The 19522-nt window shown below is 40.3% G+C and carries 18 protein-coding genes and 2 pseudogenes; 8 read left to right on the top strand and 12 right to left on the bottom strand.

Going from position 1 to position 19522, the window contains the following annotated elements:
• The first annotated feature begins 183 nt into the window (after positions 1 to 183).
• Both M886_RS04575 and M886_RS04570 read left to right on the top strand, forming a co-directional pair.
• Positions 184 to 1430, top strand: a pseudogene (locus M886_RS04575) (IS110-like element ISMma5 family transposase).
• Complete coding sequence (locus M886_RS04570; RefSeq protein ID WP_080929445.1) at positions 1384 to 1893, top strand: transposase; 510 nt, start codon at positions 1384 to 1386, stop codon at positions 1891 to 1893. Before M886_RS04575 ends, M886_RS04570 begins: the two are co-directional and overlap by 47 nt.
• A 193-nt stretch (positions 1894 to 2086) precedes the next feature.
• On the opposite strand, the gene M886_RS19490 is transcribed toward M886_RS04570, so the two are convergent.
• The 6 genes from M886_RS19490 to M886_RS04545 form a co-directional block, all read right to left on the bottom strand.
• On the bottom strand, positions 2087 to 2269 hold the full coding sequence (locus M886_RS19490; RefSeq protein WP_369324010.1) for a UPF0228 family protein: 183 nt from the start codon (positions 2267 to 2269) through the stop codon (positions 2087 to 2089).
• Positions 2270 to 2275: 6 nt separating this feature from the next.
• Complete coding sequence (locus M886_RS04565; RefSeq protein ID WP_011033374.1) at positions 2276 to 2851, bottom strand: UPF0228 family protein; 576 nt, start codon at positions 2849 to 2851, stop codon at positions 2276 to 2278.
• 30 nt (positions 2852 to 2881) lie between these two features.
• A complete protein-coding gene (locus tag M886_RS04560; RefSeq protein ID WP_048037422.1) occupies positions 2882 to 4120 on the bottom strand; it encodes a C39 family peptidase in 1239 nt (412 codons plus the stop codon).
• A 409-nt stretch (positions 4121 to 4529) separates the two neighbouring features.
• Positions 4530 to 5555: an AAA family ATPase gene (locus M886_RS04555; RefSeq protein ID WP_015411819.1), complete on the bottom strand. Its 1026-nt coding sequence runs from the start codon at positions 5553 to 5555 to the stop codon at positions 4530 to 4532.
• Between the two features lie 62 nt (positions 5556 to 5617).
• Complete coding sequence (locus M886_RS04550; RefSeq protein ID WP_048039312.1) at positions 5618 to 7318, bottom strand: preprotein translocase subunit SecD; 1701 nt, start codon at positions 7316 to 7318, stop codon at positions 5618 to 5620.
• Complete coding sequence (locus M886_RS04545; protein ID WP_048050729.1) at positions 7315 to 8220, bottom strand: protein translocase subunit SecF; 906 nt, start codon at positions 8218 to 8220, stop codon at positions 7315 to 7317. Before M886_RS04545 ends, M886_RS04550 begins: the two co-directional genes overlap by 4 nt.
• 401 nt (positions 8221 to 8621) lie before the next feature.
• Between M886_RS04545 and M886_RS04540 the strand changes: the two genes are divergently transcribed.
• A complete protein-coding gene (locus M886_RS04540) occupies positions 8622 to 9080 on the top strand; it encodes a deoxycytidylate deaminase (protein ID WP_015411816.1) in 459 nt (152 codons plus the stop codon).
• 51 nt (positions 9081 to 9131) lie between these two features.
• On the top strand, positions 9132 to 9455 hold the full coding sequence (locus M886_RS04535) for a cupin domain-containing protein (RefSeq protein WP_015411815.1): 324 nt from the start codon (positions 9132 to 9134) through the stop codon (positions 9453 to 9455).
• Positions 9456 to 9660: 205 nt separating this feature from the next.
• Here the strand turns inward: M886_RS04535 and M886_RS04530 are convergent, their stop codons facing one another.
• Entirely contained in the window at positions 9661 to 10425 is a 765-nt protein-coding gene (locus tag M886_RS04530; RefSeq protein WP_015411814.1) for a coenzyme F420-0:L-glutamate ligase, read from the bottom strand.
• Positions 10426 to 10912: 487 nt separating this feature from the next.
• On the opposite strand from M886_RS04530, the gene M886_RS18570 reads away from it, so the two are divergent.
• Positions 10913 to 11323: a hypothetical protein gene (locus tag M886_RS18570; RefSeq protein ID WP_048050728.1), complete on the top strand. Its 411-nt coding sequence runs from the start codon at positions 10913 to 10915 to the stop codon at positions 11321 to 11323.
• Positions 11324 to 11607: 284 nt separating this feature from the next.
• Here M886_RS18570 and M886_RS04520 read toward each other — a convergent pair whose 3' ends face one another.
• Positions 11608 to 12069, bottom strand: coding sequence for an Hsp20/alpha crystallin family protein (locus M886_RS04520; protein WP_048050727.1), 462 nt, complete (start codon positions 12067 to 12069; stop codon positions 11608 to 11610).
• A 125-nt stretch (positions 12070 to 12194) separates the two neighbouring features.
• Between M886_RS04520 and M886_RS04515 the strand changes: the two genes are divergently transcribed.
• Positions 12195 to 12374, top strand: a complete 180-nt coding sequence (locus tag M886_RS04515; protein WP_015411812.1) for a hypothetical protein — start codon at positions 12195 to 12197, stop codon at positions 12372 to 12374.
• Positions 12375 to 12404: 30 nt separating this feature from the next.
• Here the strand turns inward: M886_RS04515 and M886_RS04510 are convergent, their stop codons facing one another.
• Positions 12405 to 13598 (bottom strand): cofactor-independent phosphoglycerate mutase, encoded by a 1194-nt coding sequence (locus tag M886_RS04510; protein ID WP_048037458.1) that lies wholly within the window; start codon positions 13596 to 13598, stop codon positions 12405 to 12407.
• A gap of 442 nt (positions 13599 to 14040) precedes the next feature.
• Here M886_RS04510 and M886_RS04505 point away from each other — a divergent pair, with 442 nt between their 5' ends.
• On the top strand, positions 14041 to 15459 hold the full coding sequence (locus M886_RS04505) for an aspartate kinase (RefSeq protein WP_015411810.1): 1419 nt from the start codon (positions 14041 to 14043) through the stop codon (positions 15457 to 15459).
• Positions 15460 to 15481: 22 nt separating this feature from the next.
• Positions 15482 to 16483, top strand: coding sequence for a phosphoribosylformylglycinamidine cyclo-ligase (gene purM / locus M886_RS04500; protein ID WP_015411809.1), 1002 nt, complete (start codon positions 15482 to 15484; stop codon positions 16481 to 16483).
• Positions 16484 to 16663: 180 nt separating this feature from the next.
• Here the strand turns inward: purM and M886_RS04495 are convergent, their stop codons facing one another.
• From M886_RS04495 to M886_RS04485, 3 genes and pseudogenes are all read right to left on the bottom strand, one after another.
• Entirely contained in the window at positions 16664 to 17038 is a 375-nt protein-coding gene (locus tag M886_RS04495; protein WP_048050726.1) for a DUF1894 domain-containing protein, read from the bottom strand.
• A complete protein-coding gene (locus M886_RS04490) occupies positions 17035 to 17493 on the bottom strand; it encodes a DUF1890 domain-containing protein (RefSeq protein WP_011033360.1) in 459 nt (152 codons plus the stop codon). The genes M886_RS04495 and M886_RS04490 overlap by 4 nt, the downstream gene beginning before the upstream one ends.
• A 318-nt stretch (positions 17494 to 17811) precedes the next feature.
• Positions 17812 to 19269, bottom strand: a pseudogene (locus M886_RS04485) (IS66-like element ISMma15 family transposase).
• Positions 19270 to 19522 lie beyond the last annotated feature (253 nt).

Raw genomic sequence — 19522 nt, 5'->3', positions numbered from 1 at the left:
TTTTTGATAATAGAACTCCATCATTACCTTTGGACAGGAAGGTTGTTTTTACTTTGGTTCTCCGAAGCCGTCAAAAAACTAACCATTGAATTGCCATCGAAGGCCCAGATGTGACCTTGATAACGGATGCCAAATTGCCTTTGAAGCAATTCTACTGTCCTGGAAATGATAGAGTAATGTAAATTGGACGGAGAAATAAACAAATCTTGTGGTTTAGACATTCACAAACGTTTTGTTATTGCTACTACACTCAGTAGATCCGGTGAAAAACAACAACATCGTTTTGCCAGAGATGATGATGGGATTTTAGATCTTAAAAATTTGGTAACCTCTGAAAAATGTGATGTTGTTGCCTGTGAATCAACAAGTGATTTCTGGGTTCCGATTTATGAGGCATTGATAGATCATTTGCCTGTTATAGTTGGAAATGCTCGAGATATGAAAGCATTTACACATAAAAAAACAGATAAAATAGATTCCGAAGTAATTGCAAAACTTGCATTGAATAAGATGGTTCAACCATCAAGAGTTTTTCCGAAGAAACATAGAGAATTCAGGTCATACGTCAGGCTTCGCCTAACTCTTGTAAGAAAAAGAACGGACATTAAAAATGAAGCTCATGCAATTCTTTCCTCCGAAATGTTACATCTGGGTGATGTTCTGACTGACATTTTTGGAAAAAATGGTAGAGCAATTCTAGCAGGAATCTCTTCAGGTAAAAATATTGATCAAATTATAGAGTCGCTTTCTCCAAATGTTCGGAAAAAGAGTGTTCAGATAAGGGAAATTCTGGATAGAGAAGTATCACAGAGTGCTGCAATAAGGCTTCAGATATGTCTGAAATCCTTATAAAACATTTAGATGAAGAAATTGAAGTTCTTGAAAGAGAAATTTTCAATTATGCTTATCAAAAGCATAAAAGGGAAATGGAAATTTTGATGTCAGTTCCAGGTATTGGAGAGCTTGGTGCGGCAACTCTAATTGCTGAAATAGGAGATTTCAGGGATTTTCCAACGGGAGATAAACTTGCTTCATGGCTTGGAATAGTTCCTAATGTGTATCAATCTGCAGATAAATACCATAACGGAAGAATCACTAAGAGAGGATCAAAAGTAGCAAGGTGGATTCTAACTCAGATTGCTCAAGCAGCAGCAAGAAAGAAAAATAGCAGATTAAAGGAGTTTTTTAACAGGAAAAAGAAGACAATTGGATATGCTAAGGCAATTATTGCCTTAGCAAGGAAAATTGCAACAATAATATGGCATTTGATCACAAACGATGAGATGTACGAAGATGAAACAGGATACCAAAAGGGAGAAGTTAAAAAGAGAAAGATTGTTGAGGCAGACATATTCTCGGTTGATGAAAGGATAACAATAATTAGTGGAATTATCGCAATTATGGGAAAAAAGGAAGGAGAGAGTACGTGATGAGTTTTCTCATCATGGACTTTCATGCCAAGTAATATTAGGATGGAAAATCAGTCAAAAACGGATCATGATGTCAAACATGCAAAAGCTCTATGCAAAAGCTCTGCTAAGACAATCAAACAAGTTAAGGAAATCAGAATGTTACGTGATGGATAAAGGATATGATTCTGAAAAAATTCATGAATTAATTAGAGGAGAAATAAAAGCAGACTCAATTATACATTTAAGAGTAAGAAAAAGGGAGAGAATAAAAGGAAAATATAGAAGACAGCTACATTTAACCTTTGATAAAATCAGATACAACAAACGGAATATAGCAGAAGCGACATTTTCTGTTGTCAAAAGAAAGTTTGGAGAAGTACTCAGGGCAAGAAAATACTTTAATCAGGTCAAGGAAATAAAAATTAAACTGATAGTGTATAACATAAATAAAAAAGTTGTAGAAATAATTTACATCAAATAGGATTTCTACAGAGCCTCTCATTGTAATCTATTTAGATAACGATGGATTTTTGAGATATTTGTCTACACTTATGGCGACATCTGTGTAGATAAAGTTCTCTAGGATAAATGAATCAATACCATTAGGTCTTTTACCGTCGACAGAGTTCCATTTGCCTGTATGTATTTTTCGCTAGACCCGAATCATCACATTTTTATCCTTCAATATAAACAATGCCTACTGTCAAAACCTTTTCATTCGCTTCAAGATCATTTTTTACTCTAGTTGCATCACTCTTTGAAATCCAACTCCTTTGTTTACTCGGATCAGATGACCCATTTACAAAATAGACAAAACACAAGACAGAATTTTTCACCCGAAGATCATTTTTTTCTATTATTTCTTAATAACAAATATACTCAGGCATTACAATTAAAACATTCTCATTCATTTCAAGCTCATTTGTTATTCTATTTGCATCTTTCTCCGTAATACAGTTCTTTCCTAGAACATCATACCTGGTTGAATTATCTCTGTAACTAACTAAGCACCAGACGAAAGTTTTCACCTGAATGTTATGTCTTTTCAGTATCTCAAGAAAATTTTTATCATGGATGGCTTGTTCTGTTACCGGATATATAACATAATCTCCCTTTGTAAAAGAAGGGGAACCAGAATCAGTCCAGTTTTTATCTTTTTTCAATCCGTCTTTTACTACATCAGGCATATCATCTTTGTCCACCTTTATATAGTATTTATAACCCCCATTATCACTATTGCAATCTATGCTATAGTTTAATGTCATATTGTAGTTTTCAAGAATGGCTTTAACTTCCGGCTCAGTTGTTCCATTTTCAAATTGAATAAGAAAACTGTCTATTTTCACCTCTCGATTCGTGGGTGCTTGCATATACCCATAAACTACTACAAGAACCAGAAAAACGGTAAAAACAGCTATTTTCCCATTGATCTTACTCATATTCTTTACCTCTAAAAAAGATGAGGAGTCTTAACTCCTCACATATATACGGTGAGTGTCCTCCCCAAATGCTTCCCAATAAGCATGACCAACTGGCCAGGGATCATTGATGCGCAAATAAGATGTCAGAAAACCATTATCTTGGTACCCACAACAAACTCGAGCATGAGTAGGTGTCCCGCTCATGAATGGTCCATGATCTTCAATTTCATTAACAACCGTATCCCAATATATAACAGTAGTCGTCTTAACGGAGTTAGGTTTATTCATTCCGCTACTTGACTTGTAATAAAGTAATGCATTAGTATCAGTAACTCCATTAGGGGCTACCCCATTCATCATAGCATATATAACATTTTGGGTAGGTCTTACATCGTTATAGTATTTGGTAAGCATTTGAGCACTTGCTGGCTGACAGTAGTAAGTGGTAGCTTGGGTATATGTAGGAACAGTGAGAATTGTTTCAGCAAAATATGCAGGAATAGCTATCGCTTTTTGAACAGTTGTTGACGCTATCGTTGTATTGCCACTGAGTTTTTTAATATTCTCTTCAGTGACTGGCAGATTAATGTTAATCCCATTATTATTTGCTTCTTGCTCTATAGATTTAGTCAGTTCATCACTATTTTGCCATTTTTTTAGATTTTCATCTATTTCCTTCTTAGATATTTTTTCATACATTGACAAAACTCCAGGCTCTGTTTCAGTTGCAGGTTTATCTTCTACTTTTTCAAGAGTGTATGCATCTACAAATATCCGATGTTCAACTCCTGTAGTCTTGTCTTTTACTACGGTCATTGCCCCTATTTCAGGATAGGCATATACAACTATCGTAGTTGATTTAATTTTTCCATCTGGAGATTCATTTTTGGCGATTTCTATTGACTTATTCATGGCTTCAGCCACTTTAAAAGGAATAGGATCAGTTTCGACGAGTCGCACTGATTGCCCAAGTGTTTTATTGGCACCAATGTCGATTCTACCTATTAGGTTGGTATTTTTATACACCGAAAATTGATAAAATAATTTCTGACCGTTTATATCATAAAGCTCAACCGGTTTGGAATCAATAGATGCCCCTGTCCAGTTTTCAAAGCCTTGTGGGTTAGTTGCGATAAAGTGTATCATGTTTGCATTAGCATGCTTTAAGGCTTCTTCAGCAGTTACAGAATAATCTTTTTCTTCCTGTGCACTTACGGCTGGTATTAACGCCACACCAACCAGCATTACCAAAAGAAGTATTCCTATTGTAATTTTGTTCTTAACCATATTTTTTCTCCTGTTTAGCACCCAGGAGGCAGAATCAGGCAAGCTTAAATATTCGCACAGCTAACGTAATCACTGCCTTTTAGGGCATCTTTTATGGAGTTCGGATGATAGCTGGAAAATACTTTTGAACTCCATAAACTCCTTTTTACTAAATCCTTTATAAGTTTTCTGTGTAAATTCTCAAATAATTCGATTTTCGAACTGATTTTGAATCTGAAACTAGTCCTTGACCATTATCTGTTGGATGATTTGGCTAGAAACTTTATATATGGGTACTTGATTGAGGTCATATTCGATGTTATTATATAATCAAAAGTAGCACAAAATAAAAAGTTGTAGAAATAATTTACATCAAATAGGATTTCTACAGAGCCCAGTTTTGAAAAGGTTATTTAATTTTTGAAAAAATTCAGGAGAATGTGGAAATCAGCTTTTCGAGCTGGATTCTCTCACTGGTGGCATCTGTAAGCCTTGAATCGGCATCTGATATTTCTATAATAAGACGTGCGACATCCTTATCGCGTTCTCCAGAATCGATAAGGGCTTCGGAAAGTCCTTCGAGGATATCAGTCCCTGAAAACCCTTTTTCAATTATCATTTCATCTATGAGCTGGCGCCCTCTGGGGAAGTCGCCTGCAAGTGCAGCCTCAAGCAACGAATCTACAGTTTCGTCCCTGCCTTTCATGGTAGCTTCAAAGACGATCTCTTCCGTAATTTCAACGCTTTCAGCTTTAAGGGCAGCGAGCTGCAGAGTCTGAACAGCGCTTGCAATATTTCCCTTAGAAAGATAAAGGATCGCATCAAACGCTCCACCTGAAAGCTCCAGGTCCTCGGAAAGGGCGATCCTCTCGAGATGGGGCTTCAGGAGAGAATCCGAAACATAGGCAAAAAAGACCTGAAGGCCTCTTGAGCGGAGAGGAGAAATGAGTTTTGAAGGTCTTGTGGTGGAAAGGATAAACCTGCAGGTTGCACTGTACTTTTCCATGATTCGCCTTAGAGCGTGCTGTGCATCCGAACTAAGAGATTCCGCATTATCGATATAAATAAGCTTATAATCAGCGTCAAGAGGCGCCATTCCGGCATACTCGTTAATGATTTCCTTAAAAATATCGATCACGCTTTTGTATATTTTTTTCGGGTCATCAGTCCCTATAAAACGGACAAAACGCCTGTCCCGCACAAGATAACGTTTTCCCTGATTGAAAAAATCCGAAGCGTTAAAATATGCAAAGTTGTTTTTCCATGTATCTCCATAGAGCTGCCTGGCAAGAGCAAGAGCAGCAGTTGTTTTTCCCGAATTTTCAGGGCCGTAAAAAATGAGATGGGGCAGGGTCCTGGACTGGACCAGTTCGGAAAGCGTTTTCACGGCATGTTCGTTACCGAGCAGCCTTTCAAGAGTGTCTGCCCTGTATTTTAGAGTCCAGAGATCCTGCATTGATTCCACCTATTTTTCCCGCATTTAAATGTTACTTCAGTGTCTTTATTTTTTCTCAATATTTACTCGGTTATGCTTCCGTTTCCATTTTCATCTGCATGAAGGAATTCCTTGATTACTACACCATATACAGGTCTTGCAAAGACCACACCAATAAAGACACCGATGATAGTGGTAATTGCAAAGCCTTTCAGGGACCCAAAGCCCATTACAACAAGGGGAGACAGTGCGATAATATTTGTGGCAGCTGCTCCTAAAATGATTGCAAAAGCTTTTCCTATCCTCGAAAGGAAGACCTTTGTTGGCGGAAGCTTGCCCTCGTAAAGCACTTCGTCCGTGATGATTACAAGGTGGTCAATACCCGTCCCGATTGCGGCAATAACACCTGCAATTGCTGCAAGGTCAAGTTGCCAGCCAATAGCTGCTGCTACTCCGAGGATCATAATAACTTCACTGGTAGAAGTCCCGACCATGGGTATAAGGATTTCAGGTCTCCTGTACCTGTAGTAAACAACTGCAGCAACTGCCAGCAGGGAAACAAATCCTGCGATCACTGCTTCGATTTTGAACTGTGATCCGAGGCCTGCGTCCACATGCCCTGAACCTACAAGCTCTACATTGACAGGCAGGGCCCCGGCCCGCAGATGGACCTGAAGTGCAGTAGCCTGAACTTTGGCATCTTCATCAGTCCCGGTGGAAGCTTCCCAGGAGTATATAGGTCCTTCCCGAAGCTTTGCTGCTGCAGAGTAGCTTAAAGGAGCTCCATAGATTTCCTCTCCATCAAGGTACATTATCAGATAATGGGCATCCGGATTATCAACTGCCCCGGTTTCCAGTGCAACTTTCTGAAGAGCCCTGGCTCCATCTTCTTTCAGGGTAAAAGGAGTGTGCCACTGTTCATCGTGGTATGTCGGAATTCCCACACTTTGAATGGAATCGCCGTAAAGGACATGCTGTGTTTCATTCCCTGTCGTCTGAATCCTGATCTCAAATTTTCCGGGCTTTTCAGCTATTTCCTTGGCAGTTGCCAGGTCGATGCCTGCAAAATCAATAAGAATATATTCGTCCCCTACAGTTCTTACAGGAATATCTTTGAGGCCCATAGAGTTGAGTTTATCGTTAAGGATGTCCCTTGTGAGGTCTCTGGTTTCAGTGCTGACTCCTTCCTTATAAGTTGAGGTTCCATCTTCATTCTTGCGGATTGATCCCCCAACATCTTCCAGTAAAGCCTCAAGCTGTTCTTCAGGGACTGCAGTCCTTATTTCGTAGACGGTCCCGTCCTGAGAACCCATGGCAACTACTTCTGCATCAACGGCTTTTGCAAGATAAGCCTGGAGAAGTGCTTCCTTGCTGGTTTCAGAGATAGTTACCTGAGTCGTGTTTCCGTTAAGTTTGTCCACGCTTACCGTACCCAGAGAATCAAGCTGGGAGGCACTGACCTGAGCAGATGTCGTAAAGGTGACGGAACCGCCGGCAGAACCTCCGACGTCAAGGCTATTTTTTGTAATCTCAATCGGAGCTCCAATTATAGGCTCGACAATTCCGCTGACCAGTTCTCCGGAATCTGCATCAACCTGGACAAGTACACCCTGGAGTTGTATCTGGAGCCAGGACCCGCCTTCCAGGTCAAGCCCAAAGTTGAGGTTGGTTGATATCCCTTCACCGGGTGTATAGCTTGGGTGAATGGCTATTAAAGAGCCAAGGAGGATCAGAATGAAGATAATGACTCTTGGATTTTTAAGAAGTCCTTTTTTATCGCTCATCTATTATACCTCCCTCTGAATTCGGGTTTCAGGGCATACCACCTTAGAATTCCCGTATTCAGCAGCCAGGTATTCATCATGTCTGCAAAAAGTCCCGCAATCAACACTATTGAAATCTGCGAAAGCAGAGTGATCTGTGTGAATGAGGGAACGACCAGGTAGGCAAAAGTTGAGACTATGAACATTGCAGTGAGCGCTGCAAGAGTTGTGGTAGTCATTGTGATACCTGTGTGCATAGCCCTGGAAATTTTCTCTTCTACCGGTCCCCTGCGTTTAATTACTCTATTCGTGAGCAGAATGTCACTATCTACAGAATAACCGATAAGCATAAGCAGAGCCGCAAGTGTTCCCAGGGACAATTCGATCCCTGCAACCCTCATGAAAGCAGCCGCAATCGCAATATCAGAAAAGGCAGAGAGTATAACCGCAGCAGAAGGGATAAGGGTCCTGAAGATCAAAAACACAATTATTGCCATCCCTATAAAAGAAATAGCAAGGGCCTGTAAAGCCTGCACCTGAAGTTCCTGACCATAAACAGGTCCAACCTGCTGGATCTGCACATTGGAATAACGGCCCATTACATCTTCTTCAAGCTGGCGCTGCTGTTCGTTATCCATAATCCCGAACTGCATGATAACTCTGCTTCCGGCCTGCCTGACATCCGTGATAGGATAAGAAGAATACATATTTTCAAGTACAGCAGGAGATTCGGTAGTTTCTAACGAAATCTGGGTACCGCCCTGAAATTCCATTCCCAGGATTAATGGCGACCCGCTGCTTACAAAAGAAACTAGCAGTACTACTAAAGAAAGTGCAAGTACTGCAAGGGGGAATGCCAGCAACTGGCGATTATCGTGACTTTTCACGAAATTATCTAAAAATTCGGTCAAACCTGTTGCCATAATTAAATACTCCGGATGAATGCGTCTATTTTTTCTTGAATCTATCCGAGTTTTTTTGCCGGACCTGGAGTCCAGAAAACGTTCAAATTTAGAACACGGAAGTACCATATATCAGCCGGGAACATCCGGGCTATGAGCCCGGAACGCACCTGATAACCTCGATTATAAGTCCTCTTTGAGCTTTCTTCAAAGTCAGGTTCCGAAAAGAAATAACCGCATTCTTTATAGTGTAAATAAGTTTATTTTCTTCAGTTCTATATTCTATAGATTATATTAATTATTCCTCGAAAAACAATTCTTTCCCTATATAGCGTTAATTCATTCATTTAAAATTTATTGTCAGAAGTGATACAAGTTCTAACGTTATAACTATATATACCATTTACTCTTCATTAAAAATAATGACAGAAAGACCTTCTCTTGATGAGTATTTTCTTGAAATAGCCTACGTGGTGGGAAAGAGAGCGACCTGCCTCCGGAACAATGTGGGGGCAGTAATTGTACGGGATAAACGTATTCTTTCAACCGGTTATAATGGAGCCCCAAGCGGCATGGAACACTGCCTTGATGTAGGATGTATCCGGGAACTTGAAAAAATTCCCTCAGGCACGCGGCACGAGAAATGCAGGGCAGTACATGCAGAGCAGAACGCCATTATCCAGGCTGCACTTCACGGGGTAAGTATTGCCGGAGCAACTATTTACTGTACGCATCAACCGTGTATCCTGTGTGCTAAAATGATTATAAACTCAAACATCAAAAGGGTAGTATATTCGATACCTTATCCTGACACCGATTCACTTATTTACTTCAGAAGCGCAGGCGTGGAAGTGGAATATATTCCTTTTGAGATAAATTGAATACCTGGCGAGCTATATTGTAAGTACGGAAGAGGGGTAAGAGGTGAAGCAATGCCCGAAGAACTAAAAGCCAGAACACTGAAAGTAGAAGATCTGATCAAATACCAGGAAGGGTCGGTTGTAAGCAGGGAAATTATCCGTAAAGACACGGGAACTGTGACTGTATTTGCCTTTGACAAAGGGGAAGGATTAAGCGAACATACTGCACCTTTCGATGCCATGGTTCAGGTAATAGACGGGAAGGCAGAGATCATTATTTCCGGGAATAAAAACGTTCTTGAGAGAGGGGACATGATAATAATGCCTGCCAGTGAACCCCATGCTCTCAATGCCCTTGAAAGGTTCAAAATGATTCTGACAATGATTCGCTCGTAACTGATCTATGTGCAATATATTCTCTTCTAATTTTTACTTTTAAACCTTAAATCCCGAGGTTTACCTCTAACCCGGTCATATTTTTAATCCAATATGTTTTTAACATTAATCCAATATGTTTTTAACATTAATCCAATATGTTTTTAACATTAATCCAATATGTTTTTAACATTAATCCAATAATGTTTTTAACATTTTTTCCATCTCATTTCTTATTTCTCAAGCACCGAAGACCCTGTTTAATGACATCCATGTTTTCAGGGCGGTATGACTCTTTTATAGATGTATTCCCTTCACAGTAGTAATCAAGCCCGCGGATGATTACAACCGGGATTCCACCTGCTCCTTCTCCCATTAAAAGATTGGCAGCACCTGCAAGTTCGTCAGCAATTGCCTGCTCTGTGATTTCCAGGACTTTGCCGAAAAGGTCCTTTTCCCCTATCCAGCGTTTTACAGGTTTTATATTATAAATTCCGATGGCAACTCCAGTCTGCCCGATCTTGAAAGCTCTTCCGTTTGTGTCCGTAATAATAACGCTTAACTTTTTCCCGCTAAGCTTTTCAAGTTCCTTTCCGATTTTTAAGGCACTTGCATCCGGGTTTTCAGGGGGGTACAGTAAAAACCCGTTCTCAATATTAGACTCGTCAATTCCTGCATTAACACAGGTGTGCCCTGCGAGAGTCGTCACAAGCATAAAAGGTGTCTCGACAAAGACTTCCCTGCTCTTTGAAAGGACCGCCTGTATAAAACGAGGATCTTTTCCTGTCCGGGCTGCAATTTCAAGAGCTTCTTCTCCAGGGGTGATATCTTCGAGCCTGAAAATTTCCCCTTCGGCTTTTGCAACAATGGTTGATGCAATAATTATAATGTCTCTGTACTGAAGTCCAATTTTCTCACAGATGATGGAGGGCAGGTTGTCTCCTTCATGTATGAGAGGGATTTTTTCTACGGCAATTGCTTCGAATTTCAAAGGATTCCCTCAAATAATTTAAAATGATAAAATATTGAGCGGGCTGGTTTACAGAGTTACAAAAACCCATAAATGAATAATTTAGACCAGTAAAGGCAGTAACCATAAATAAGACCACCGATATACTGGATTTTGCGGCGATGATGAAAGTTACCCCGGCTGAGCAAAAGATGATGAGAACAATTTCCTGATGCCGCACTTTTTACTTTAATTTCTTCATTTGTTTTTTTCGCATATCATGTTTTTGGAGTATCATGTTTTTGGAGTATCATGTTTTTGGAGTATCATGTTTTTGGAGTATCATGTTTTTGGAGTATCATGTTTTTGGAGTATCATGTTTTTGGAGTATCATGTTTTTGGATTATTATGTTTTTCGGTTATTGGCATCCTCCAGATAATATTCAATTTTTTTTCAATTTAATAAATTTTTATCTTCAGGAGTATAATTAAAAATTTATATCTAGCTTGCAGACCATTTTCTTAAGGGGTGTTAATCATTAGTCAGTACGAACTGAGTGAACTCATACAAAAAATCAAAGAAAAAAGCCCTTTTGAATTTAAAGAAAACCAGCGAAGCAGGCTTCGTGCCTTAAAAATTATCGTAAGCAAACTGTACTACTCTCTGGACTATAAAAATGAGCCGCAGTCAAGCCGGGAAAAGGTAACTCAAATGCTTCTTTATCACGGGCAGTTCAACAAGGAAGAGATCGACGAAACTTTCAGAATGTCTTCCAGAAGAACCACAGATTATTCCATTGAATTCCTGAAGCATCACCCGGAAATGGCAAGAATTGAGGCTCGAAAGAGTAAAGAGTTTCCTGATGAAGATGAGGAAATAAAAAACGAAGAGTTAGAAAAACCTGTAGAAACAAAATATGTTTTCCCGCGCTACACATGATTACATTTAAATTTTTAAAAATAAATAGAATATGGAAAAGATGAATCAGAGAAAACAGTTTAAAAGAAAACAGAAAAACCAGCCGAAAAATCTCTGACAAAATGATAGGAAATAAGCAGACTGAAATGCGAACCGGTAAAACAAAAAAGATGGAATGAAAAGACTGCTAAACAAAGTGCAGTCTCTCTCATTTAGCTACTTCACTTAATATTTTGTTTCATTCATTGATTGGAATCTGTTCCTTTACATTCATTGATTAGAATTTATTTCCTTCTCCGAAAAGCTCACTCAATCTCTATCTTCTTTTTCGGCTCTTCAATTTTCGCTTTCGGCAACATTATAGTCAGGACTCCATTGTCCATTTTTGCACAGGCTCCTTCTTCCCTGACACTGGAAGGCAGGCGGACAGCACGGTAAAATTGTGTATATGCTCTCTCCCTGCGCAGGTACCCTTCTCCTTCGGATTCCTTTTCCTTGCCGGATTTTGCGCTGATCTCAAGCATATCCTCTTTGAGGTTAATTTCTACGTCCTCTTTATTAATTCCCGGCAGGTCTGTAGTAACCAGAAGCTTGTCGTCTTCTTCCTTTATGTCAATGGCAGGAGTGTATACTTTTCCGCCACCCCATTCTTCCATAGGCATGAAGTCTTCAAACAGCTGGTTCAGGCGTTCCTGTGTTCTTTTAATCTCTTCAAAAGGATCCCAGCGTGCGGGTCCTGAAAATGATCTTTTAGCAGGCCATCTCATCTTTTATTCCCCCTTAAGTAAAAAAATTATGTAGATATAGTTGTGCTATTTTGAATATATTGAGAAAGGATATATAAGTTTTCTCAGGTAATTTCACAAAAATGTACTTAAAAAAGGAATCCCAAATGAATAAAATGTGCAAAATGAAAAAAATCCCGGGAAACCCGGTTAAGAGGGATTTCAGGAGAAAACTAAAAGGTTCCGGGTCTGAAACTTATATAAAGCAATATAAAGACCTGGTAAGAGAGAACCTTGCAAAGAACATAAAGATTCTGATAACAGAGAATATTATAAAAATCTGGTAACAGAAAAACTTATAAAGAGCCTGAAAAAATTTAGCTCTTTATAAGAATTTCTATGAGTTCTGAAGCTTTTACGAGCCCCATAGAGCCATTTTTAACTGATTCTTCATCAAAGGCTTCTACATTGTCCGTTTCTGGTTTATCAGTTCTGTAGATAGCAAACGGAATAGGGTCTCGTGTATGGGTCTTTACTGATATAGGGGTGGGATGGTCAGGAAGTACAAGGATTGTAAAAGGCTCATCTGAGTTTTCTGCGTATTCAAGGATAGGGGCAACTATGCGGCTGTCAAAATCCTCAACTGCCTTCAACTTTTTCTCAATGCTGCCTTCGTGCCCTGCCTCATCAGGAGCCTCGACATGCACGAAAACAAGATCTCTGGTTTTCAATGCTTCAATAGCTGCTCTGACCTTCCCCTCATAATTGGTATCCAGGTAACCGGTTGCTCCGTGGACTTCAATTACATCCAGCCCGGCATAAATCCCGATTCCCTTAAGCAAATCCACTGCGGAAATGACAGCTCCTTTTTTCCCATAAAGTTCCTTAAAAGCCGTGAACTTCGGGGCGTAGCCCTGTCCCCAGACCCAGATAGAGTTTGCAGGGTTTTTTCCCTCATCTACCCGTTTCAGGTTAACAGGATGCAGTTCCAGAACAACCTTGGATGCTTCAATAAGCTCTGAGAAAAACTCCCCGTCTTTTCCTCTGGGCAGATATTTATCTATTTTCTCTCCTGTAATATCGTGCGGAGGTGTGCATTCCGTTTCTGCCCCCAGGTTATTCCCGGCAACGATAAGGTGCCTGTAACTTATTCCCGGATAAAACCTGATGTTCTCCGTACTGAGTTCGTAATCAAGAGTATCAATCAAAATCTCTGCTTCATCGCTACTGATATGCCCTGCACTGTAGTCTTTTATCATCCCGTGCTCTGTGGTAATAAGATTGCACCTGAAAGCCACATCGTCCGCTGCAAGAGCTACTCCCATACTCGCAGCTTCCAGAGGAGCCCTTCCTGAGTAATAGGTTGCCGGGTCGTATCCCAGAATTGACATATTTGCAACGTCGCTTCCTGGAGGAAAACTATCAGGTACGGTCTTTGCAAGCCCGGCTCTCCCGCGCGCTGCAATGGAATCCATAGCAGGTGTTCGGGCTGCCTGTAGAATAGTCCTGTTACCCAGTTTCTCTATAGGGTAATCCGCCATTCCGTCTCCTATAAGTATGGCATATTTCATTGCTTCACCTTTTTCCAACTGCTTTAGCCATTTCTTCTTGCGGATAAAATATATCACTTTCTACCAGATACCTGAATAATATTTTTTTGGCACCTGCCAGCAAGCTTTTTCTGCTGATCCTAATGTTTCAATTCCTATACCCATTTTACACAAACATTATAATATAGTATCCATATCCTATACACGACACGCTCTCAGAGTAAAATATATTAAGTGGCAGGAGAGCCAGAACATAATCTTCTTTACATGCAGGATAATTTATAAAAAGCAACCTGCAGACGTAACAGTGTATATTTCAGGGCTAAAATAATGCTAGCCAGGATTTAGCCGTAAATTCTGATCACAATGGTCAGATTAATTAAGATCCAGAACACTAAGGATAACATAGTAGAAAAAATTAAAATGTAAGATACCCGACTTAATGCTAAAACGTGATCCGATCATGAAAATAGTAATGAAATTTGGAGGAACTTCCGTTGGGGACGGAAAAAAGATCCGTCATGTTGCCCATCTTCTCAAAAAATACAATGAAGAGGGCAACCAGATTGTGGTGGTAACCTCGGCACTCGGTGGAGTAACCGATAGGCTTCTGGAAAATGCTCGCCTTGCCTCAACAAAGGGCAAGGTTTCGCTTGTCAAAGAATTTAAAACAGAACTTACAAACAAACACCACGAAGCCGTGAGGGACGCCATTGAAGACCCCAATGTCGCAAAAGATGTCCTCCACATCCTTGACCTCAGGATTGACGAGCTTGAAAAAGCCCTGATCGGTATCTGCTATCTGGGTGAACTTACAAACAGGTCAATCGATTATATTTCTTCGTACGGAGAACGTCTGGCGGCTCCAATAATTTCAGGCGCTGTCCGATCCCTGGGGATCCCATCAATCGAATACACCGGGGGAGAGGCAGGGATTTTAACCACATCGGATTACGGAAACGCCCGTCCTCTTGAAAAGACATACGAGCTCGTATCAAAAAGGCTTGGGTGCAGGCTTGATTCTCATATCCTTGTGGTCACAGGCTTCATAGGGGAAAATGAAGACGGGATAATTACCACCCTTGGAAGAAGCGGGTCTGATTTCTCAGCTTCCATACTTGGAGCAGCCCTGAAAGCTGACGAGATCTGGCTCTGGAAAGAAGTTAACGGGATCATGACAACGGACCCGAGAATCGTTCCCGAAGCAAAGACCATCCCGCAGATCTCATATGCAGAAGCCATGGAACTCTCTTATTTCGGAGCAAACGTTCTGCACCCGCGTACTATTGAACCGGCAATGCGCGAACACATTCCCGTAAGGGTCAAAAACACCTTTGATCCGGAGTTCCCCGGTACACTGGTAGTATCTGAGAAGTTCCAGTGCAAGCATGTTGTAAAGGCAGTGAGCCTGATCAAAAATGTAGCCCTTATTAACATCTCAGGCGCGGAAATGGCAGGGACAATCGGGACTGTAGCAAGGCTCTTTACCGCTCTTGCAAGGGCAGGGGTAAATATTGTTATGATCAGCCAGGGGTCCTCAGAGTCCAACCTATCTTTCGTTGTCAGTGAGGCTCATGTGGAACCTGCGTTAAAAGCTCTTCATGCAGAATTCAACCGTGAAATCATAAAGGAAATTACTTCGGACAAAAATGTATGTGTGGTTGCGGTTGTTGGTGCCGGGATGGCAGGAACTCCCGGAGTGGCAAAAAGGGTATTCGGAGCACTTGGGAATTCAATGATTAATATTATTATGATTAGTCAGGGCTCTTCCCAGTATAATATCTCTTTCGTTGTCAGGGAAGATGACGCATTTGCCGCAGTCAAGACACTGCACGACGAATTCGAACTTTATAATGGAAATGGAATTGAAAAAAAGCTGTAAAGCTTGCAGGAATGGTCACAGAATGAGTGAAAAGCACTTAACATACGCGGATTCGGGCGTGGATATTAAAGAGGAAGAAAAAACTGTCAAAACCCTTATCGACAAATTAAGTTATGTTCGAAAAGGTATAGGAGCCCCACTTACAGGAATAGGGCACTATGCAGGGCTTCTCGACTTCGGAGAGTATGCCCTGGCAATGACAACTGACGGAGTCGGCTCAAAAGTACTTATTGCTAATGAGATGCAGCGCTGGAACACCGTCGGAATAGACTGCATCGCAATGAATGTTAACGACCTTCTTGCAATAGGGGCCGAACCTGTAGCCTTTGTGGACTATCTTGCCCTGGAGAAGCATGAAGAAGGCTTTGCCGAACAGATCGGAGAGGGACTGCTGAAAGGAGCCGAAATCTCCAGGATGTCCATTGTAGGCGGAGAGACCGCTACTCTTCCCGATATAATTAAAGGTTTTGACCTGGCAGGCACCTGTCTCGGATACCTTAAAAAAGAGGATATTATCGAAGGAGGAAGGGTCCGGGTAGGCGACGTAATTGTCGGCATCCCGAGTACAGGCGTCCACAGTAACGGTTACACCCTTGTGAGAAAAATCATACAGGAATCCGGGTACTACTATCACGACCCCTGCCCCTATGACAGTTCAAAAACCATAGGAGATGACCTTCTTGAGCCCACGAGGATCTATATTGAAGTCCTTGATGTCCTTAAAGCGTGTGAAGTCCACGGGCTTGCTCACATAACCGGAAGCGGGCTTTTGAAACTGAGAAGGGTTACAAAACTCGGTTTTGATTTCTACGATCCTCTGGAACCCCAGGAGATTTTCAAATTCCTGCAGAAAGAAGGCGGAGTCGATGACCTTGAGATGTACAGGACCTTCAATATGGGAATGGGCTTTTTGATCATCCTGCCGGAAAAAGATGCCGCAAAAGCTGCAGAAATAACAGGTGGAAAAATCGTAGGCAAAATCGTGGAAAGCGGGATCAGGGTTAAAGACCTGGTAATAGAGTAAAAATGTAAAACTTAATCCTGTATCAACTTAGAGGGAAAGAAAAGAAAAATGCTCTTTTCCCCTACGTTGAAATCTTTTCTGCTTCTCTGCTGTGATAGCCCAATTTTTTAATCCGGAAAGGAGTGACTTCTGGACGGCTTCTTACAAGAACGGCTTCTTATTATTGCGGTTATTTTAAACTTATTTTTTCCACATATTAAGATAGCTGGCCGAGGATGCGCCTGAGCTTTCAGAAGCCTTTGGCTTCTTTATTGGACCTGTTCCCTTTTCCTTTTCTGCATCTCTGAGCCTATTAATCTCCTTTATGCTGTCGTCGTTCTCTATGCTCAGGACAAAGGATCCGTGACAGGGTTTAGTGTACGGAAAAATCAGGGCATTTCCCTTCGCTCCCATAGCAATGGGCGGTACTCCTATTATGTAGTAGTCCTTGAATATCTTGTAGCCCGGGGACACATAGTAGACTTCATCCGAGTTTTTCTCAATATACTCTCTTGCTTCTTTGAAGCTTATCCTGTCCAGGAGGATTGTATATTTCATCTGTTCAATACAACTCATCTGGCTATTTCCCCCATTATTTTATCCAGTTTGTTTTTAAGTCGAACAGGATTGTGAACATCCTGTGTAACTATTTTCTCACAATCGAACTCTATAGTTTGAGCTAATTCCTCAGCGTGCCTTCCAAAGACGATTGAATACATTCTGACCTGAGAAATAGCGCTTACCGTCGCTGCATAAGTCACTCCTGAATCATTATGCATGAAGGCAAAGCATATGTCAAAATCCGCTCTTTTTTCAATAATGTCTTCCAGAGTTTTATCAAGGTCTACCAGCTTTTTTGCATAATACCCGTCAGAATCAGAAATTTTCAAAAGCTTGGTTGCGGCATTTGTTCCGGCAACGGTGACATCGAATCCTGACTGGGTAAGCTTATGAGAAAGATACAGGGCAATACTGGTTTGAATCGGGACCTCTGGACATCCCATCATGAGGAGAACTTTTACGCCGGTCATAACATTTCCTCTCTGAGATATTTTGTCTGTAAGAATGGCTTATTGGTTAATCCTGAATTTCAACCTTTGCAATTGAGATTCACAGAAGCTATTGAAAAAACGGAAACATTCAGGCCAACCATTTATTTTCAGGTCTACTTTTCAAGCAACAAAATCAAGCTGTTTACTGTTCTCATGTTATCATTAATTAAATATAAAAATTGTCGGACCCGTTTTGATAGAGATCTCGAATTCTCTCCAATGTCAATAAATAAGGAATTCACAGAATTCTCTATTTTATTTTCAGAATTCTATATTCTCTATTTTCATTGTAACTATTCAGGGTATAGTTAACGGCGCTCTCTTGAGCGCCGCTATAATACCCTCCAAAACAGGTAATCCGTTCTTTCTAATTGTAGAGATGTAAGCTCTAATTCTGCAGAAAGCTTCCGCTCCTTGTATAGTTCTGAAAGTTCCTGATATTTTCTGCTGTAATTTCATCATCCTGATATCTCTTTCTGCTTGATTATTCTCAAACGGAACTTTCAAATCTGTCAGGAATCTCAGAATATTTTCTTTGTGTTCTATAAACCTATCTAGCAGATTCCTTGCTTTTGTTTTTGGATTTTTTCCACGTTTTCCTTTCTTTTCAGGATTTAGAGATTGTGGATTTTCTTCAATTCCTTTAATTATGATAGCATCGAACCTTTCTTCCAATGCTTTAATTTGCTCAAAATCCAGTTCTTTGACTTGATCCTTGCATTCGTCGGTATACTTTTTCATCTCAGTGAGCAATTCATTCATTTCTTTAGCCCACTGCTGTTTATAGTTCTCTTCAATTCCAGTAAGTTCTCTCTGTAAATGAGCATTACAGAGAGCATGATCACAGTCATAAACGTTGTAAGGTTTCCATCCGTCGTGAACTGCTACTCCCTTAAACTCCGGAAGAATACCCATAGCGTCTATTGCTTCTGCTCCTCTTTTTGAGTGAGGTAAATAACAGGTGTATTTCTCATTAGAAGCTACATGAAGCCAGTGTCGTTTTCCTTCGATCTTCATACCAGTTTCATCAAAATGGACAACATGAGAAATCATTAATTTCTCTCGAATAATGTTTTCAAAACACTCTAAATTCTGGAAACATTCTTTTTCTGCTCTAATTATCGTAGCAGGACAGATTTTTATTCCCATTATGTCCTCAAAAAATTCGGAAATTCTTTCATAGGGGATAAAATGGTGATTTTTACAGTAAATAGCTGAAGCTAAAATATTTGGACCATACTGAACTGGATATTTAACTGATTCAGGAAAAACAGCTTTATTTATTTTTCCACAGTAAGGGCAGGTCTTTATCTGACTTTTGTGTTCTGTAACAATCAGATTTACAGGAGGAATATCAAAGACCTGTCTTTTCTCATAGGCTTCAACTTCAACATTCTCAAGAGTATGGCCACATTCTTTGCAGCAACTCAAAGAATGTTCTATTACCTACTCAGGATGATCAACCATTTCAAGAGTTGTTCCTGGATGACCATCTTGACCTCCAGGTTTTTTGCCACTCTTTTTACGGAGACTCTTGGGGTTAGGTTTCTCCTTGATAAAAAAATCAGTAGAAGGAGGGCGACTGCTGTTACGACTGTTTTGGTTTAAACGAGATTCTAATACCTTTACACGTTCTTCGAGTTCAGCAATACGAATAGATTGTTCTTCTATGATAGTCTCAAGCCTCTGGATTACAGAAATTACAGCTTCAGGACCAGCGTCATAAATGATAAGAATCTCTTCACGTGTAAGCATAATAACGAAAGGAAATAGGATTCAATTTATATGCAATTTTTCCTCGAAAAGAGGAAAAATTGTAGCCTTTCAAAGGCTCTACCTGAATAGTTACTTTTCATTTTCTAAATGTTATATTCTCTATTTTCATTTTCTAAATGTTATATTCTATATATCATATCTTCGTAATTTTAATTGGTGGATTAACTGGAGGTCACCTGAGGCAGTAATATCTACCGGAATTTTCCGGATTACTTGAAAAACATAAAAGGTA

This window comes from Methanosarcina soligelidi (assembly GCF_000744315.1).
Lineage (GTDB): Archaea > Halobacteriota > Methanosarcinia > Methanosarcinales > Methanosarcinaceae > Methanosarcina > Methanosarcina mazei.
The sequence above is the reverse complement of the archived record's forward strand: the minus strand, read 5'-3'. Positions and strand labels throughout refer to the sequence as shown.

What these genes read in the sequence shown, in the direction of transcription:
- M886_RS04535 (WP_015411815.1), top strand. Translation starts at nt 9,132, where the DNA reads ATGCCCGAAGAACTAAAAGCCAGAACACTGAAAGTAGAAGATCTGATC.
- M886_RS04495 (WP_048050726.1), bottom strand. Translation starts at nt 17,038, where the DNA reads ATGAGTTGTATTGAACAGATGAAATATACAATCCTCCTGGACAGGATA.
- M886_RS04555 (WP_015411819.1), bottom strand. Translation starts at nt 5,555, where the DNA reads ATGCAGGATCTCTGGACTCTAAAATACAGGGCAGACACTCTTGAAAGG.
- M886_RS04505 (WP_015411810.1), top strand. Translation starts at nt 14,041, where the DNA reads ATGAAAATAGTAATGAAATTTGGAGGAACTTCCGTTGGGGACGGAAAA.
- M886_RS04550 (WP_048039312.1), bottom strand. Translation starts at nt 7,318, where the DNA reads ATGAGCGATAAAAAAGGACTTCTTAAAAATCCAAGAGTCATTATCTTC.
- M886_RS04520 (WP_048050727.1), bottom strand. Translation starts at nt 12,069, where the DNA reads ATGAGATGGCCTGCTAAAAGATCATTTTCAGGACCCGCACGCTGGGAT.
- M886_RS04545 (WP_048050729.1), bottom strand. Translation starts at nt 8,220, where the DNA reads ATGGCAACAGGTTTGACCGAATTTTTAGATAATTTCGTGAAAAGTCAC.
- M886_RS04540 (WP_015411816.1), top strand. Translation starts at nt 8,622, where the DNA reads ATGACAGAAAGACCTTCTCTTGATGAGTATTTTCTTGAAATAGCCTAC.
- M886_RS04565 (WP_011033374.1), bottom strand. Translation starts at nt 2,851, where the DNA reads ATGAGTAAGATCAATGGGAAAATAGCTGTTTTTACCGTTTTTCTGGTT.
- M886_RS04515 (WP_015411812.1), top strand. Translation starts at nt 12,195, where the DNA reads ATGAATAAAATGTGCAAAATGAAAAAAATCCCGGGAAACCCGGTTAAG.
- M886_RS04510 (WP_048037458.1), bottom strand. Translation starts at nt 13,598, where the DNA reads ATGAAATATGCCATACTTATAGGAGACGGAATGGCGGATTACCCTATA.
- M886_RS04560 (WP_048037422.1), bottom strand. Translation starts at nt 4,120, where the DNA reads ATGGTTAAGAACAAAATTACAATAGGAATACTTCTTTTGGTAATGCTG.
- M886_RS04490 (WP_011033360.1), bottom strand. Translation starts at nt 17,493, where the DNA reads ATGACCGGCGTAAAAGTTCTCCTCATGATGGGATGTCCAGAGGTCCCG.
- purM (WP_015411809.1), top strand. Translation starts at nt 15,482, where the DNA reads ATGAGTGAAAAGCACTTAACATACGCGGATTCGGGCGTGGATATTAAA.